The sequence below is a fragment of the Echinicola pacifica DSM 19836 genome (assembly GCF_000373245.1).
Lineage (GTDB): Bacteria > Bacteroidota > Bacteroidia > Cytophagales > Cyclobacteriaceae > Echinicola > Echinicola pacifica.
Map to the genome: position 1 here is coordinate 79230 of NZ_KB890739.1, position 18541 is coordinate 97770.

General features: G+C 44.5%; 12 protein-coding genes. 6 read left to right on the forward strand and 6 right to left on the reverse strand.

Annotation, left to right across the window (positions count from 1 at the left end):
* Nucleotides 1–10: 10 nt before the first annotated feature.
* Nucleotides 11–2920, forward strand: coding sequence for a glycosyl hydrolase 115 family protein (locus B050_RS0104940; protein WP_018472779.1), 2910 nt, complete (start codon nucleotides 11–13; stop codon nucleotides 2918–2920).
* A gap of 218 nt (nucleotides 2921–3138) precedes the next feature.
* Complete coding sequence (locus tag B050_RS0104945) at nucleotides 3139–4782, forward strand: sodium/sugar symporter (protein ID WP_026235645.1); 1644 nt, start codon at nucleotides 3139–3141, stop codon at nucleotides 4780–4782.
* 277 nt (nucleotides 4783–5059) lie between these two features.
* On the opposite strand, the gene B050_RS0104950 is transcribed toward B050_RS0104945, so the two are convergent.
* Nucleotides 5060–5899, reverse strand: a complete 840-nt coding sequence (locus tag B050_RS0104950; protein ID WP_018472782.1) for an AraC family transcriptional regulator — start codon at nucleotides 5897–5899, stop codon at nucleotides 5060–5062.
* Nucleotides 5900–6124: 225 nt separating this feature from the next.
* Here B050_RS0104950 and B050_RS0104955 point away from each other — a divergent pair, with 225 nt between their 5' ends.
* The 3 genes from B050_RS0104955 to B050_RS0104965 all read left to right on the forward strand — a co-directional run bounded on the left by B050_RS0104955 (nucleotide 6125) and on the right by B050_RS0104965 (nucleotide 10403).
* Nucleotides 6125–7624: a xylulokinase gene (locus tag B050_RS0104955; RefSeq protein WP_018472783.1), complete on the forward strand. Its 1500-nt coding sequence runs from the start codon at nucleotides 6125–6127 to the stop codon at nucleotides 7622–7624.
* 107 nt (nucleotides 7625–7731) lie between these two features.
* Nucleotides 7732–9045, forward strand: coding sequence for a xylose isomerase (xylA, locus tag B050_RS0104960; protein ID WP_018472784.1), 1314 nt, complete (start codon nucleotides 7732–7734; stop codon nucleotides 9043–9045).
* A gap of 749 nt (nucleotides 9046–9794) precedes the next feature.
* On the forward strand, nucleotides 9795–10403 hold the full coding sequence (locus B050_RS0104965; protein WP_157492580.1) for a hypothetical protein: 609 nt from the start codon (nucleotides 9795–9797) through the stop codon (nucleotides 10401–10403).
* A gap of 214 nt (nucleotides 10404–10617) precedes the next feature.
* Here B050_RS0104965 and araA read toward each other — a convergent pair whose 3' ends face one another.
* From araA to B050_RS0104990, 5 genes are all read right to left on the reverse strand, one after another.
* Nucleotides 10618–12120 (reverse strand): L-arabinose isomerase, encoded by a 1503-nt coding sequence (gene araA, locus B050_RS0104970; RefSeq protein ID WP_018472786.1) that lies wholly within the window; start codon nucleotides 12118–12120, stop codon nucleotides 10618–10620.
* A gap of 82 nt (nucleotides 12121–12202) precedes the next feature.
* Nucleotides 12203–14077, reverse strand: a complete 1875-nt coding sequence (locus tag B050_RS0104975; protein WP_018472787.1) for a sodium/sugar symporter — start codon at nucleotides 14075–14077, stop codon at nucleotides 12203–12205.
* Nucleotides 14078–14190: 113 nt separating this feature from the next.
* Nucleotides 14191–14904 (reverse strand): NUDIX hydrolase, encoded by a 714-nt coding sequence (locus B050_RS0104980; RefSeq protein ID WP_018472788.1) that lies wholly within the window; start codon nucleotides 14902–14904, stop codon nucleotides 14191–14193.
* A 506-nt stretch (nucleotides 14905–15410) separates the two neighbouring features.
* On the reverse strand, nucleotides 15411–15857 hold the full coding sequence (locus B050_RS0104985) for a VOC family protein (RefSeq protein WP_018472789.1): 447 nt from the start codon (nucleotides 15855–15857) through the stop codon (nucleotides 15411–15413).
* 80 nt (nucleotides 15858–15937) lie between these two features.
* Entirely contained in the window at nucleotides 15938–17614 is a 1677-nt protein-coding gene (locus B050_RS0104990; protein WP_018472790.1) for a S41 family peptidase, read from the reverse strand.
* A 168-nt stretch (nucleotides 17615–17782) separates the two neighbouring features.
* Here B050_RS0104990 and B050_RS0104995 point away from each other — a divergent pair, with 168 nt between their 5' ends.
* Nucleotides 17783–18541, forward strand: coding sequence for a hemerythrin domain-containing protein (locus B050_RS0104995; RefSeq protein ID WP_026235646.1), 759 nt, complete (start codon nucleotides 17783–17785; stop codon nucleotides 18539–18541).

Here is an 18541-nt window from a genome sequence, read left to right on the forward strand (position 1 = left end):
TTATCTCATCATGAAACAACTAGTGAAGTTTGCATTAATCGGTCTTTTTTTATCCCTTTCCTTTATCGGAAAATGCTTTTCCCAGGAGCTTCAACTGGCGTTTAGCCAGCCAGCCTCAGGAGATTATTTTCCTTTGGTGGCCGGGGAGGCCATCCCCATCCTAGTGGAGCAAAAAGCTCCAAAAGCAGTGAAAGTGGCGGCGGGGAATCTGCAAATGGATATCGAGCACGTCACATCCCATAAACCAGCCCTCTACCACAGCCCTGAAGAAGTGAATACGAAAAGGTTGGTGATCATAGGGGTGGATGGAGAAAGTAGCTTGCTGAGCAAAATGGAGGATCAGGGCTTATTGGATCTGGAAGCCATCCGCGGGCAATGGGAGACCTATCAATACACGGTCGTTCCATCTCCACTGCCCGGAGTAGAGGAGGCCTTAGTGATCGCAGGAAGTGATATGCGCGGGGCAATATATGGTATTTACGAAGTTTCCCGGCAGATGGGAGTCAGCCCATGGTCCTGGTGGGCAGATGTGCCTGTCACCACACATGAAGAGGTGTATTTCCCCAAAGATAAACTCTATAGTATGCCACCTTCGGTGAAGTACAGGGGTATTTTCATCAATGATGAGGACTGGGGTTTACAGCCCTGGGCCGCCAAAACCTACGAGCCCGAAACAGAAGACATTGGTCCGAAAACCTATGCAAAGGTCTTTGAACTATTATTGAGGCTGAAGGCCAATTTACTTTGGCCGGCCATGCACCCAAGCACCAAGGCGTTTTTTCACTATCCCGGAAATGCGCAGGCAGCCAAAGATTATGGGGTTGTATTGGGCACCTCTCATGCTGAGCCTATGCTAAGGAATAATGTGGATGAATGGAGCCATGAAGATAATGGGGAATTTAACTATACCAGTAACCAGCAAAATGTGTATCGCTACTGGGAGGAGCGGGTTCAGGAAAGTGCAAGGATGGATGCGATCTATACACTAGGAATGCGAGGGGTGCATGATAGTGGCATGGAAGGAGTGAGCAGCACCAAAGAAGCTGCTGCAATAACAGAATCCCTGATCAAAGACCAACGTGGATTATTGGCAAATTATATAGATCGCCCTCTTTCCGAAATTCCTCAGGCTTTTACAGTATATAAAGAGGTGTTGAAGATCTACGATGAGGGATTGGAGCTACCCGATGATATTACCATTGTCTGGCCTGATGACAACTATGGATATATCCGAAGACTGAGTGATGAGGTGGAGCAGAAGCGGTCTGGTGGAGCAGGGGTCTATTATCATGCCTCCTATTGGGGGCGGCCGCATGATTACCTGTGGTTGAGCTCGGCCCATCCAGCATTGATCCGTGAGGAGATGATGAAGGCCTATGAGATGAAGGCGAGAGATATCTGGGTGCTCAATGTGGGCGATATAAAACCACTGGAATTCAATATCCAGCTCTTCCTTGATATGGCCTATCAGGCTGTGCCTTTTGAGCAATCCGATTATCTTGGTGAATATGAAGAGGCCTGGTACCAAGAGATTTTTGGCGATCTAGGCAAGGACATTTCTTCTGTAATGCGAGAATATTACCATTTAGCATTTGAGCGGCGACCAGAATTCATGGCATGGAGCCAGACGGAGCCCACCACGGCGATCCAGGAGTCGGCGTATAGCCCCTTTGTGAATGGAGATGAAGTGGAGCAGAGGATTTTGGCTTATGAGCGCTTAGAAAATCAGCTTAAGAATATGCTAAAGATACTCCCTGAGCAGGATAAGTCAGCATTTTACGAATTAGCTTATTACCCTGTGCGTGGAGCTTCACTTATGAATAAGAAGTTTCTGTATTGGAAAAAAGCCCTAGAATATGCCCGTGAAGGTAGGCTGTCGGCAGCAGATTATGCCGGGAAAAGTCAGGGAGCTTTTGAGGAGATAATAGCAGAGACGCGCTATTATAATAAGGAGCTGGCCGGTGGGAAGTGGGACTATATGATGGACTATGCCCCACGTCGCCTTCCGGTATATCAAAGCCCAGTGGATAGCCTGCCAAAAAGCCTGGCCAGCCATATGATCATGGGAATTAGCCCTGAGCAAACCGGAAATAAAGACATGGGTTTGCCCGTCTTTTATTCTTCCTCCTCAAGGACTCATTTCTTTGATGTGTATTTGCAGGCCGAAGGCCATATCTCATGGGAGGTGTCTTCTTCTGCCCCCTATATCTCCCTTAGCAAATCCTCAGGACGGCTAGATCCTGAGAATAAAGAGGAGCGGGTATGGGTAGCCGTAAATTGGAAGGAGGTCCCGGAAGGTTATGACTCTGTGGAAAAGTTAATTGTCGCAGCGGGAGATCAGCGGGTCGAATTGAAAGTTCCTATTAAAAAGGTTCCTGCACTGCCTGCTGGAGTCGATTATATTGCAGAAAACGGAAGAGTGTTGATGTATGCTGAAAATCATTCCAGTGAGGACTCCGCCAGGGACACTTGGGAGAAGGTTGCCGGATTAGGGCATTCGGGAAATGTGATGATGACCTCCCTAGAGGAGCGGGGTTCAGGGAATGAAAATACCAGTTTGACGTATGCGTTTTTTCTGGAAGAGGAAGTGCCTGCGGCCAGGGTCAGGGTGGCTGCACTTCCCTCACATCCGCTCACGAGACATCATGGGCTGAAAATCGGTATATCGATCAATGGAGGAGCTGTTCAGGTCTTGGATTTTGAGACGGAGGGAAGGTCTGAGGAGTGGAAGGAGAATGTGCTGAGCAATAAGGCCTCCAAGCAACTAAAAGACCTGGACTTAAAGGCTGGAAAAAACATCATTCAGATCCATAAAATAGATCCGGCGGTGATGGTGGATTATATTCAGGTGGATCTCCAGTCACCAGAGTGGGAGGATGAAGGCTATGGCTTACCGAAAGAGACGAGAGTACAAAGGTGAAATTGACTGCTTCCTGTATGGGTGATAGAAAAGGGAGGCTGGCTTAGTTCAGGAATGTTCCTGTCAGTAAATAAAGCTTTGCAGGATGCATGATTGATAACGTTTTCATAAAAAATGCGGCCTACTAGCTTGATTTAATGAGGATAGTTTGCAAAAAAAACAATAACTTGAATGCCAATTTCAAATAAATAAAAAACCATTAAACCTTAACAGACAAAATGACCTTCGATACTTTAGATCTTGTTGTCTTTGTAGCCTATTGTCTTTTGATTATCACGATGGGGATTGTCGTCTCCCGTGAGAAAAAAGGCCATGTTAAAGATTCCAAAGATTATTTCCTTGCGAGTAAAGCATTGCCCTGGTGGGCAGTAGGAGCTTCACTAATTGCCTCTAATATTTCTGCGGAGCAATTTATCGGTATGTCCGGATCAGGATTTGCTTTGGGACTAGCCATCTCCACCTATGAGTGGATGGCAGCTGCCACCTTGCTGGTAGTGGCGATTTTCTTCCTTCCTATTTATCTTAAGGAAGGTATTTACACCATGCCTCAGTTTCTTAATAGAAGATATGACGGGCGAGTGAGAACGGTAATGGCCATCTTCTGGCTATTAATTTATGTATTCGTAAACCTTACCTCTGTCCTTTACCTTGGAGCGCTTAGCTTGGAGACGATTATGGGCGTACCATTGAACTATGGTATCATGGGTCTGGCTGCTTTTGCCATGCTTTACTCTATCTATGGAGGGCTGAAGGCCGTCGCATGGACAGACGTGGTACAGGTAGTATTCCTAGTTGCCGGTGGATTAGCCACCACCTATTTGGCACTTTCCATTGTTGGAGAGGGCGATGTATGGGCAGGACTTGGCGCCTTGAGAGATGCAGCTCCTTCTCACTTCTCCATGATTATGGAAAAGGGTGAACTGATGATTCCTGATGGATCTGGCGGTTCCAGAGATGCCTACCTGGATCTTCCTGGTATCAGTGTATTGATCGGTGGAATGTGGATTATTAACCTAAACTATTGGGGATGTAATCAGTATATCACCCAAAGAGCACTGGCTGCTAAGACTTTGAATGATGCCCAGACAGGACTTCTTTTTGCAGGTTTCTTGAAGCTTTTGATGCCTTTGATCGTTGTTATTCCAGGTATTGCAGCTTATGTAATTGTACAGGAAGGCATGGATACCACCTTTATCGAGTCCATGACTGATCCTGTGACGGGATTAGCTAAGTCCGATAGAGCATACCCTACTTTATTGCACCTGCTTCCTCCAGGCCTGAAAGGCCTCGCTTTTGCGGCCCTTACTGCTGCGATCGTGTCCTCTTTGGCCTCTATGGCAAACAGTACTTCGACCATCTTCACCATTGATATCTACAAGGAATTCTTTAATACCAAGGCTTCAGAAAGCAATCAGGTAAATGTGGGACGTATCACGGCTGTTGTGGCCTTTGTTGTGGCAGCCATCGTAGCTCCTCAGTTGAGACAGCTCGACCAGGCCTTCCAATATATCCAGGAATATACCGGTTTCGTATCCCCAGGGGTATTTGCCATCTTTATCTTCGGATTCTTCTGGAAAAAAACCACCTCCAATGCCGCTTTGACGGCTGCCGTATTGACCATTCCTTTGTCAGCTGCTTTCAAGTTTATTACCCCAGACCTTCCTTTTATCGATAGAATGGGCGTGGTATTCCTAGTGCTTGCCGTACTTATGATCGCCATAAGTTTATATGAAAGCAAAGGGAAAGACAGCGAAAAAGCCATTATTGTGGATAAAGAATTGTTCTCTACCTCTACCAAATTCAAAATTGGTGCCGTGCTTATCTGCGGAATATTAGTGGCACTCTATACCGTGTTCTGGTAAGAAAAATAAAGTGGGATTTTTGAGTAAGAACTATTTGTCTTCTCAAGAACCCATAGCCAGGAGGCTGCCTCAAAGGGTTGGTTCCCTACTTTACTCCTGCAATGGGACGTAAATGGGGCCTGCCGGATGAAGCAGCCTCTTTTTTTGTTTACCTATCGATCCTTTGGCTGGATATAAGGTCTCATGGGCTATCCATGAGAATCCAATTAGAGCGAGAGGAGGGTTTTTATTAGGACTGAGCTATTTTATTGCAGTAGTTTGCTTGACTTTGTCCGCTTCAGGGCTTCCAGATTTGCTCCCGGTATTGGCTGGGGGTGATGCCTTTTACCTCCTTAAATTGCCGGTTGAAATTGCTGATGTTACGGTAACCACATTCGTGGAATATTTGTGAAACGAAGACATTCCGATCTTTCAATAATTTGCAGGCATGGGCAATTCTGATTTCCTTTATAAAGCCCGAAAAGCTCTTCTTGGTGTTCAGCTTAAAGAACCTCCTGAAATTGGAGCTGCTCATCTTAGCAATCGCCGCCAGCTCTTCTAGCTGGATGTTTTTATTGAAATGACTAAAGATATATTCCAATACCTCATCGATGATCCCCTTGGAGTCAAAGGAATCTATGGGTTCGTTGGTGATCAGTTCATTCTCCGTGTTTGCGCTGATTTCATCCAGGATATTTAGCAGCCCATTGATATGCCCAAAGCCCTCCATGGACTCCAGAGAGAGCACTCTCGGCAGCAGGCTGCTTAGGGAGGAATAATGGATGCGCATACCTTGCTTGAGCTCCACCAACTGCCGGATGCGTGCCATCTCAGGCAGACTAATAAAGGATCGCCCAAAGATCGTAGGGTCAAACTGGATGACTTTTACCGTGCAGAATAGGTCATCAGTGGATTTCTTAAACCAATGAGGGACGTTGGAGCCTATATAGAAGAGGTCGCCGCTGGTAAACTCCCCCACATAATCCCCAATAATGGCCGTCCCAAAGCCTTTGTGGATGTACAGGATTTCACTTTCTATATGTCGGTGCCAGGGGGTTTCGAACAGCGGGGTGCTGAGTTCTAGGGATACAAAAGACTTAAATTCCTTACGAGGCAGTTTCTGAACTAAGGGTTTCATAAATCGGGATTATTTAGTGAGATATAGACGGAAGGCCTGGCTTGCTCGTGGATTAGGCTTTGAATATAATACTGTTTGATTATAATATTGATCAATCAGTATTATTATTTAATCGAATAGTGTATGTGATGGCCTTATTTTTAATCGAAATTTGCTAATGGAGTTTTGAAAACCCTTCGATGGTCAGAGGGAAATTAGAATTAGTCAAAAAACCCAAAATACACTATGCGAAAGATTTTATTAGGATATGATATTGGGAGTTCATCCGTGAAAGCCACGCTGCTGGATGCAGATTCGGGCAAGGTGCTTGCTTCTGAGGGCCAGCCCAAGGAAGAGATGCCGATCGATGCTCCCCAGAGTAATTGGGCCGAGCAAGACCCGATGATGTGGTGGCGGTATATCACCTTAGCCACCAAGAACCTATTGCAGCAAGCCTCCGTCAAAGCTGGCGAGATTCAGGCTATTGGTATTTCTTACCAAATGCATGGGCTGGTGCTGGTGGATAAGGAACAGGAGGTGCTGAGACCTTCTATCATCTGGTGTGATAGCCGGGCCGTAAGTATAGGAAATGAGGCTTTTGGGACATTAGGTGCAGAGTATTGCTTACCTCATTTACTCAATTCTCCCGGGAATTTCACTGCTTCTAAACTGAAGTGGGTCAAGGAAAATGAGCCCTCCGTATATGAGAGGATCCATAAGGCGATGTTGCCAGGTGATTTTATTGCCATGAAGCTCACGGGAGAGATCTTCACCTCCGAGTCAGGCTTGTCAGAAGGCGTTTTTTGGGACTTTAAGAATAATGCACTTAGCCAAAAGCTACTCGATCATTATGGTATAGATAAATCAATTTTGGCGCAGCCACTACCTTCCTTCGCAGAAGGCGGACGGGTGTCCAGCAAAACCGCAAAAGAGCTGGGTTTGGACGAAGGAATTCCTGTGACCTATAGAGCAGGGGATCAGCCAAACAATGCCTTCTCCCTTAATGTCCTTCACAGCGGTGAGCTAGCCACGACTGCAGGGACTTCCGGAACTGTGTACGGGGTCAGCAATGAGCCACTATACGATCAGCAATCCCGTGTGAATACCTTCCTGCATGTCAATCACCAAAGCTCCAGTCCTCACTATGGCGTACTGCTCTGCATCAATGGTACAGGCATACTCAATAGCTGGCTGAAGAAGTCGCTGGGTGGAGAGATGAGCTATGAGCAAATGAATCAACTCGCCGCGGAGGTTCCCGTTGGGGCAGAAGGATTAAGTTTTGTGCCCTTCGGCAATGGCGTAGAGCGGATAATGGAAAACCGCCCGGTGGGGGCTCATCTGAATGGCCTGAACCTACTCCAGCATGATAAGCGGCACCTGCTTCGTGCGGGTCAGGAGGGGATAGTGAGCGCCCTTACCTATGGCTTTAATATCATGAAAAACATGGGGCTAAACTTGAATACCGTAAAAGCCGGTCGCGCCAATATGTTTCTCAGCCCATTATTTAGAGAGGCTTTTGTGAATATGAATGAGGTAAACCTGGAGTTTTATGATACTGATGGATCCCAAGGAGCTGCGAGAGGTGCTGGGGTAGGTGCAGGGATATATGCCAACTTTCAGGAAGCATTCACAGGCCTGGAGCAAGTGGGCGCTTTTGAGCCAAAACCTGAGCTGGTAAGTCAGTATAAAGAAGTGTATCAGCGCTGGGAGGAAAATCTGAACCAGCTTATCCGCAAAGAAGACTAAGGTAAAATACACCTTTCTTTCTTGGGCTTTGGCGGCTTAGCCAAGCCGCAATAATAAAGAATAGTAATCAAGAAAAATTATATAAATAACCTAAAATCAATACAAGCATGTCAACTACCTATTTTCCAGAAATAGAAAAAATCAAGTTTGAGGGCAGAGAATCCAAGAATCCTTTGGCCTTCAGATTTTATGATGAAACCAAAGTCGTGGCTGGTAAGTCCATGAAGGAGCATTTTAAGTTTGCGATTGCTTATTGGCATTCGTTTAATGCAACAGGAGATGATCCTTTTGGTCCAGGGACGAGAAAGTATGCCTGGGATCAGTCCTCAGATGCCCTTCAGCGTGCCAAGGATAAGATGGATGCCGCCTTTGAATTTATCAGCAAGATAGGCGCTCCCTACTATTGCTTCCACGATATCGACCTGATCGATGAGGGAGCGACCATAGAGGAATACGAAAGTAGAATGAAAGCCATCACTGCCTATGCCAAGCAGAAGCAGGAAGAAACAGGTATTAAATTGCTATGGGGAACGGCCAATGTGTTTAGCAACCCTCGCTATATGAATGGTGCCTCCACTAACCCGGACTTCAATGTGGTCTCTTGGGCTGCGACTCAGGTCAAAAACTCTATCGATGCGACGATCGCCTTAGGGGGTGAAAACTACGTGTTCTGGGGTGGCCGTGAAGGATATATGTCCTTATTGAATACCGATATGAAGAGAGAAACGGAGCATCTCGCCCAATTTCTTACTATGGCAAGGGACTATGCTCGTAAGCAAGGTTTTAAGGGGAATTTCCTCATCGAACCTAAGCCTATGGAGCCGACCAAGCACCAATACGATTATGACGCCGCCACTGTGGCTGGCTTCCTGAGACATCACGGTCTGGATAAGGATTTTAAATTGAATATCGAAGTAAATCATGCGACTTTGGCGGGCCATACCTTCCAGCATGAACTTCAGGTGGCCGCAGATGCCGGAATGCTTGGGAGCATTGATGCCAACCGCGGTGATTATCAAAACGGCTGGGATACCGATCAGTTTGCACTGAACTTGCAGGAACTTACCGAATCGCTCCTGGTCATACTGGAAGCAGGTGGACTCCAAGGTGGAGGTGTAAACTTCGATGCGAAGCTGAGAAGAAACTCTACGGATCTGGAGGATCTTTTCCATGCTCATGTGGGAAGTATGGACGCTTTTGCCCGTGCCCTTCTGATTGCCAATGATATCCTCGAAAAGTCAGATTATAAGGCCTGGAGAAAAGCCCGCTATGCCTCCTTCGATGAAGGGGCAGGACAAGACTTCGAGACTGGTAAACTAAGCCTGGAAGATCTCCGTGACCATGCCGTGAAAGTGGGCGAGCCTACTTTTGCCAGTGGCAAACAAGAGATGTATGAAAATATTCTCAATCAGTATATTTAATTAGTAGCCTGAATAAGCGTATTTTTTTACAACAAAGCCCTCTGGAAGATATTTCAGAGGGCTTTGTGTTACTATAATTTTATATTCTCATTAAAAGAGGAGACTTTATCTCTTTATAGCCTCAGTTGAGTGGCGAGGATGCAGCCGGAAACCAAGTGATGTTGAATGGGATATCGAATTAGAGTGGCTGCTTTTTGATGAGGTTTGGTAGGCTGTAAATTGAAATTTGCTTATGATATATTTTTTATTAACTTTAAAACTGATCTACTAATTAAATTAGTTCGTTTAGTTAATTTTCACCTGTGATAAGTAAAGATTTAAAGAGGAGTATTTAGGTGATAGATGCTAGCTTTTTCTATTCAAAGGTGAATTTTTGCGAAGTTTTGGCCTTTTTGAGAGAATTCTGAGCCTTGTGGGTAAGGCTGATATTATTTTTTTAAACCAATTTTGACTTGATTGTTTTTATTAATGAATCCTTTTATATCATTTAAATAGGGTGATTGTAAATTAATTAGCCGGATGGAAGTAGGTGATAGCAGCGGCAATGAAAAGGTAATAATAAGGAAGTGAGATATTTGAATAGCAGGAAATCAAGTGGAATAGATTTTCTACAGGGGAAGTAATGATGTGTGAGAATTTAGATAGGTATTTTATTAACTAAAATAAAGAAAAGGATGGGGAAAATTAATGGGCTAATTTTATTTGCATTGCTAGTATTGGGGGGATTTTCCTGTACAAGTTCAAAAATCGTGAAAGACCAGTATTGTACGGTATGTTTGACTCCTCAGGATACCATTGTGTTGGATATTAATTTCAAGCAGTTTGATTTTGGGGAGAATGATCAATTGAATGATGCTTTTGCTGATATTTTGATCAAGGAAGGCTTTACGAATGTATTCAGGTGGTACGAACTAGAGTATGAGCTCCTCAGTAATAATATCAAGCAGGTAAAAACGGAAGAGGAGATAAAAAGTGTGTATGAAAAGCTGGGGATAAAATATATAGTCACAGCTGGTCTTTCACGATTTATCGATCGGGAAAATTATTCGTTTCAGAGTGTAGAGGATAAATACTCTCCACACCCTAAAGGGCATTCGCCGGTAGGGGATGAGGCCACCTTGACGCTATCTATGTTGGAAACGAAAACTAATAGTGTTTGCTCACAGATAACTGTTATTTCTAAAAGTGATACTTATTCCAAAGATGACAAAGATGGAAATGAAGGGTTGATAAATTTGGCCTCAGCCTGGAACTCACTTTTTGCGGGTACGAAGAGGGGCGCGAAATACATCACCGCCGACTGTCAATGCCCAAAGGGTAAATATATCCGATCCCGAAGAGTTTTAGGTAAGGATTAAATGGTCCTTAATTATCCCGAAGGTTCTTCTCATAGGATAATACTACTATCAATTAGGCGCAAGTGATCCTATAAGCCAAATATAATATACAGACAAAGCCCTCTGAAGATGTTTCAGAGGGCTTTGTCTGTATTTAGGTAAAACCAGTATAGGTATTTTAAGTGGGTATTTCCTTTATCTATTGGTGTATAATGATTTGCTTAAACCAAGATCATTATTTATTATTAAACTGATAATAGGCATCAGACCATTTCAATTCATTTTGGAGTGTTCTCAGGTTGGTTTCCTTGTCAATTGTGACACTTTCGATTCCGGCCATTGTGGCAAAATCATTTAGGTGTTCGCTATTTAGGTTTTGGCTGAAGCAGGTATGATGAGCGCCTCCGGCTAAAATCCAGGCGGCGCAGCCGGTTTTCATATCTGGCATTGGTTTCCACATGACGCGTGCCACGGGGAGTTTCGGCAGGTCTTTGATAGGAGCGACCGCTTCCACTTCATTGACGATCAATCTAAATCGATTGCCCATGTCCACGATGGAAGCATTGAGGCCATTGCCACCTGCACCATTGAAGACGAGTCTCACAGGGTCGTCTTTTCCTCCAATACCGAGTGGATGCACCTCGCAGGAGATTTTGCCAGAGCTCAGTGTGGGGTCTACTTCGAGCATATGAGAGCCCAGTACCAGGCTGTTTTTAGGGTCAAAGTGGTAGGTATAGTCTTCCATAAAGGCATTGCCGCCTTCCAGCCCACTGCCCATGACTTTCATAGCCCGCACCAAAGCGGCAGTTTTCCAATCGCCCTCACCAGCATATCCATAGCCGTCTGCCATGAGCCTTTGGGTGGCGATTCCTGGCAGTTGCTTCATTCCATGGAGATCCTCAAAGGTATTGGAAAAGCCTTTAAACCCTCCTTCTTCCAAAAAGGCACGCATGCCCAATTCAATTTTGGCAGCATCCAGCAGGGATTGTCTTTTATTGCCATTCGCCAGTAAGCTATCTGTAAGAGTATAGCAAGCTTCATACTCTTCGATGAGGGACATTAGCTGAGCATCGCTTACGGCCTCGATACGCTCCACCAGATCACCGACCGCATAGGTATTGACAGAAAAGCCAAATTTAAGTTCGGCTTCCACCTTATCCCCGTCAGTCACAGCTACATAGCGCATATTGTCTCCGAATCGGGCGAATTTTGCTCCCTGCCAGTCGTGCCATCCGCTGGCAGCACGTGCCCAGCCGTCGATTCGCTGATGTACTTCCTCATCTTCCCAATGACCTACGACCACTTTTCGATTTACTTTCATTCGCGAGGCGATAAATCCAAACTCCCGATCTCCATGAGCACTTTGGTTTAGATTCATGAAATCCATGTCAATGGAATTCCAAGGGATATCCTGATTGTATTGGGTATGGAGATGAAGCATTGGCTTTTGCAAGGTTTTCAATCCATTGATCCACATTTTGGCTGGTGAGAACGTATGCATCCAGGTGATTATACCTATGCAATTGGCCGCATTATTGGCTTCCTGAATGGCCTGTGTGATTTCCTCCGTACTGGTTACTATAGGTCTAAAAACGGTCTTCACCGCTATTTTTGAAGATTTATTGAGGAAGTTGGCGATGATTTCTGCATGTTTGGCTACCTGCTTGAGCGCTTCCTCCCCGTATAAGTTTTGGCTGCCCGTAAGAAACCAAACTTCATTTTCTTTTAAATTCTTCATGGTTAAGTGTTATAAGTGTTTATTGTTCTTTTCGATTTATTGACTTGGAATTATTACCTAGTTCTGATGATACAGAATTGGATTACATCCAAAAGATGAAATATAATGAGCCCACAATGAGCACTATTCCAGCCGCTCCCACATTGAAGGCGGTGGTGGTCTGAAAGATGGCCGGGTCCGTGTCAAAAGATTTTGGATCAGCATGCTCCATTTTTACATTGGTATAAAGGATCAGCCCGAGCATCGTGAATAGTGTAGCAAGCATCAAGATAGATTCTATCCCTAAATAGGCATAATGGTTAAATAATGCAAAGCCTATTCCCGCGCAAATCAGTCCCAGGATAATAAAGAAATAACTAAAGATCACCGATTTGGTAGCCTCTTTGGTGGAGACATAGTCCGGATTGAGGTATTTCTTTTTCTCCCCAAAACTAATCAATGAGGCGATGAAGCACAGGATGATAAATACATAGCCCATGCGCAGCAGGAATGGCATCTCTGGATAAAATACCTTGAAGATGATCCCTGCGGGAATGGTGGCAATAGCGGTCCATAAAGCGGCATTGGCGGTGGCCTGTCTCCATATCAGTCCCATACCAAAGACCACCACGACACCGGGATAGATATAGCCAGTATATTCCTGGATATATTGGAATACCTGATCCAGAGTGGCCAATTGGGGTGCGACGATCATCGCGATCAGCAAGGCTACGATAGCCACTATTCGCCCTGTACGTACCAATTGCATATTATTGGCCTCGGGATTGAAATACACCTTATAGATGTCCATCGTGAAGATGGTGGAGGTACTATTGATCATCGAGGCCAGTGAGGAGACGATGGCCGCAGCCAGAGCCGCAAAAGCCAATCCTCTAATGCCATTAGGGATGAAATTTCTAAGTAACCAAGGATACGCTTCATCTGATTTCTGAATACTTCCGATCTGCTCTATCGGCATATTTAATAGCTGAGACAGCTGCTCAGGGCTATAATCATTGATCAACACATAAGCAGCAATGCCTGGAATCACCACAATGATGGGCATGAGTAGCTTTAGATAGCCTGCAAATAAAAGTCCTTTCTTGGCCTCTTCAATACTTTTGGCAGCGAGGCCTTTTTGAATTATATATTGGTTAAAACCCCAGTAGCCTAGGTTGGTAAGCCACATTCCTCCCAACACCACCGCGAGTCCGGGCAGATCCTGGAAGGCGTCACGGGTGCCTCCCGAACCATCGGGGACCATGAGATGGCCTTGGGGAAGGATCATCACGAAGTGGTCTTTGGCGTCATTATATAAATTGCTCATCCCGGCAAAAACGCCCTCTCCCATACCTACAGCATCCAAGGCTAGGTAGGTGGTGATCAGGCCACCAGCCACTAATATGACCACTTGTACCACATCCGTCCATGCCACCGCTTCCAGACCTCCATAGATGGAGTAGATTCCCGAAAATACCAATAAGCCTATAATGCCATATTGGAGGGGGAGGCCCATGATTTTGTCCAGGGCTAAGGCTCCCAAATAACTTACCGAAGTAAGGTTTACAAAGACATATACCAGGAGCCAAAATACGGCAAAAGCGGTGCTTACTCCTTTATTAAATCGCTCACTTAAGAACTGGGGCATGGTATAGACGCCATGCTTTAGGAATATAGGGAGGAAGTATTTGGCGACCACAATCAAGGCGATGGCAGCGATCCACTCATAAGCAGAGATGCCCAGGCCGATGGCAAAACCCGATCCTGAGGTGCCAATAAAATGCTCTGCGGAGATGTTTGCCGCAATCAAAGAGGCTCCCACTGCCCACCAGGTTAGGGATTTGTCTGCTAGGAAGTATTCCTGAGCAGTCTTCTGCACTCCTTTCTTGGTGCGCGACACCCACAGCCCAACCGACACAATCGCCAGAGCATAAACTACAAAAATGACATAATCTAATGTCGAAAATCCTGCGTTCATAATAGAATATTAAGGGTTTATTAGTATCTGCTAATAGCGCAGACGGGTTAAAAACTTATTTAAGTGTCATATTTACACCTAAAAAATCAGAAAAAAAAATAATGAGCAAAAAATTACTCATTAGCATTCGGCATTTCATTCCGAGGAATGAAATTTAGAACGGTCTGGAATTGGTCTTTATACTGGGTTTTATCGATACTATAATAAAAAGCTCCTTTTTTAGAACTGGTTTTGTCTTTTTCCTTCTCTTTCACTAGCATATTGGTGGAGAGGACTTTCCGGGTAAAATTCCGCTTATCGATATTGGTTTCATACAAGCTTTCGTACATGGCTTGCAAATGGGGCAGGGTAAATTTGGCAGGAAGAAGTTCGAAGAGAATAGGGTGCAATGCGGCTTTATAGCGAAGACGGGACTTGGCCATATTCACCATTTCTTCATGATCAAATATCAGGTTGGGAAGCTCATTCATCGGGAACCAATGGGCATGAAAGTCATTACTGATCTGCTTTTTGTATTTCTGAATATCTATAAGCGCGACATAAGCCACGGCAATGGTCCTTTCGACAGGATCACGATCAGGCTTGCTGAAGGTATGCATTTGCTCCATATAGACATTCTCTAAGCCCGTCAGTTTCTTCAGCACCCGGTCCGCGGCCTCATCCAGGGACTCGGAAGGCTGTAAGAAGCCTCCCATTAAGCTCCATTTCTCCTTTTCGGGGGCAAAGCCTCTTTGGATCAATAGCAGTTTGTAATCCGAGCCATCAAAGCCAAAAATGATACAATCTATGGCGGTGAGGATGCGGGTTTGATTGGAATATTTGATCATTAGTTTTCGTTAAGGTCAAGTCGATTTAGGATCCATTTCACTCGATCCCCGCCTCTCTTGGCAAAAAAGGGGCGTGTAAAACTAACCATTATTTTTATTATTTGCCAAAATCGTTGGAATCTAAAGAAAAACCATAATGCAGTACTGAGAAAAATGAAATCCTCCAGCGTCCTGTATTATATGCTGTTATTTTGGGGAGGGCTGGGGCAATAAAAAGCATGGTGCCCTCATTGTTTGCCCTAATACCAAGCGAATAATCCTTACTATTACCAATATTAAGGAATAATCACCTTATTTCAAATCCATTTTGGCCTCAATTAAAGTCAATAAGCGTCTTTTGACCTTCATTTTGCGCCATATATGCGGGGCTTAATTATATTTTCTCTCCCGAAAAAGAGAGAAGCCTTATAGGAATTTCACCTAGTCCAAAAAAAAGTCTTTCCAGATGAATTCTGAAAAGACTTTTGATATAATATTATTGCTCTGCGTAGCAGAAGTGATGATGATTAATGCTCGTCATTAACCTCTACCCAATAGCCATTAGGATCCTGGATATAGATCTGGCGGATGCCATCAGGACGCATATTGATCTTGCCTTTTTCTCCTGGCCAGTCTTCATAGCTGATGTCATTATCATCAAGTTTTTGGATAAATCCATCGAGGTCAGCCATGCTGAAGCATAGGTGATTGATTTTGCTGATAGTGGGAGTTTCCCACGCCTCAGTTCCCTCGATCAGGTGCAATTGCCCCCCGCCTACATTATACCAGGTGTGGCGACCGTCTTTGAAGGGCTCTTCTATTTGCTCTAGACCCAAAAACTCCCCATAGAATTGATCACTAGCTTTGAGGTTTTCTACATATACAGCGATATGGTTGATTTTTGTCTGACTGTAAGTGTTCATGCTGATACTGACTAAGATAAATAAGGTTAAAATAGAAAATAGGTTTTTCATGATTTTGAGTTTGTTAAATAGAATAGGGCTGATGGGAATGGAGTATAACTGAAAAAAGGCGGGCCGAGGCCCGCCGATGTTTATTCAGCTTCTTTTTCTTGGGTAAAAGCAAGGCTTTCGGCCTCTTCGAAGAGTTTCAATCCCTGAAGATAGATTTCATTGATATCATTGATGACCTTATAGAAGGCATTATCATCATAAATATTTCGGCCCATATGGGCTTTCAAGAGGATCTTAAGGTAATTTTTTGACTTATCATAATCCGCCTTGTTGAAGGTGACCTTGTTTTTCTCTCCTATTGCAATTACCTGTTGCAGCATCTTATCTGAGATGTCGAAGTCATTATAATATTCCTCAAAAGTCATATTGTCAAACTTCTTCTTATTGTCTTCCAGGTAATCAAGGATAAATTCACGATGTGAATCTGTGCCAAACAGCCTGTTTACATAGCCACTGGTCATGGAGGTGTCCATTGGTACGAAATAATCAGGCATGATTCCTCCGCCTCCATAGACCGTTCTTCCTTTTACCGTTTCATATTTCAGACTGTCGTTAAAGTGAATGCTGTCAGCACTGAAGAACTCTCCATGCTCAAGTCTATTGAACCAATCCATATTATAATCCTTAGAATTGTCTCCATAAGGCTTCTGGATAGATCTTCCGGAAGGGGTATAATAGCGAGCGATGGTCAATCGAAGTTCTGATCCATCGGAGAGGTCGATCGGCATTTGCACCAAGCCTTTACCAAAAGATCTTCTACCCACGATCAGTGCGCGATCATTGTCCTGCAAGGCTCCAGCCACGATTTCTGAGGCTGAGGCACTTCCTTCGTTGATCAGTACCACCACTGAGCCATTTTCAAATTCTCCCGGACGCATGGCAAATGCCTTTTGATTGTATCGTTTCACTTTTCCTTTTTGAGAAACAATCACGGCATTGTCAGCGAGGATCTCGTCAGCAATATTAATAGCAGCCCCCATATATCCACCTGGGTTTCCTTGCAGATCGAGCAGAAGCTTGGTCATACCCTGCGCTTTAAGGTCTTCCAGTGATTTCTTAAATTCCTCGTAAGTGGTAGCGGCAAACCTGGTGATTTTTACATAACCAGTATTTTCATTGACCATATAGGAAGCATTGATGCTGTACTGAGGGATCTTGTCACGGGTGATGGCATAGTCCATCAACTCCTTATGGTTTTTTCGTTTAATGGCCACATTGACCACCGAGCCTTTAGGGCCACGGAGCAAGGTAAATACATCCCTATTGGTCACTCCTGTACCCGCGACGGTTTCGCCATCCACCTTGATGATCTGGTCACCCGACTGAATACCGAGTTTCTCCGATGGGCCACCAGTAAGTGGAGCCACCACATAAATGGTATCTCTCAGGATGCCAAACTCTACACCGATTCCGTCAAATTCACCGTCTAGCTGACTCTGAGCAAGCTCAGCATCCTCTGCGGGGATATAGCTGGAGTGTGGATCGAGCTCCTCGAGCATCTTCTCTATCCCATGCTCCACCAGCTGGCTGGTATTTACCGTATCCACATAGTCCCTGTCGATATAGGTGATGATTTCCTGGAGCTTGTATAATGCGGCCTTGAGATCGTTTTGATCAGTTTTGGGCTCAGCAAAGGTAGCTCCAATCCAGATGCCAGCGGAAATCGCTAATGCCAAAATAATAGGGAGCCGTATTTGAGACTTAGTATTATTTTTTGTTTCCTCTTTAGGTAGGTTCGTGTTGTTTTCTTCGATCACGTTATCCTCGTTTTTTGGTTGTTCGAAAAGGTTTAGCTTTCCTGCTAAAATTCAAATATACAATTTAACAGCTTTTTACACTATTTCGTTTTAATAAACGCATTAAAATCAATTTAGGTAATTTATTCCAAGTGTTTTTACATGAAAAAATTTTACTTTTGTCCTTACATGCCAAAAGATTCGCATATATATAAGCGTTCGATCCAAGACTTAGTTCAAGAAAACTATGTTTTTGCGGGTGTGCTGCACTATTTCGGGATTAGTTTTTACGAATATGAGCAGCAGTCACTGGAAGAGGTATGTGGAAAATTTCGCGTCAACCCTAAGCAGTTGATCAGTGAGCTGGAGGCTTGGGCATGGAAAAAAGATCCGAGTAAAGAGGAGCTCTATCTGCGGCCCATAGAGGTGTTGGTGGAATACCTGAAAAAAAAGCACCATTTCTTCCTCCGTCATGAGCTGCCATTTATGTCCAATATCATCAGTGGGGTGGATCTGCCAGCAGAATATGCAGGTTTGATCGCGGATTTGAGGTTGATGTTTCCTCTGTTTGTGGATGATTTTATTCACCATATCCATGAGGAAGAAAATTCAGTATTCAAAAGAATCAAAAAACTACAAGCCATAGAGCGCAATGAGGTACGGCTGGAAGAGGCTGTAAAGCTATTGGCCCGCCCATCCATCGCAGCAATGGCCGAGGAGCATGACGCTCATGATGACGAAATGGAGGGCATACGGAAGCTTACACAGGAATATCACCTGGATAGCAATGCTCCCATGGCCATCAAGGTCCTCTATCATGAACTTCAGAATTTCGAGAGGGAGCTGATTATTCATGCTCATATAGAAAATGAGCTGCTCTTCCCAAAGGCGGTGGAGCTGGAGAAGGAAGTGAAAAGAAAAGTGGACAAACAAATTAAATGCAATTGA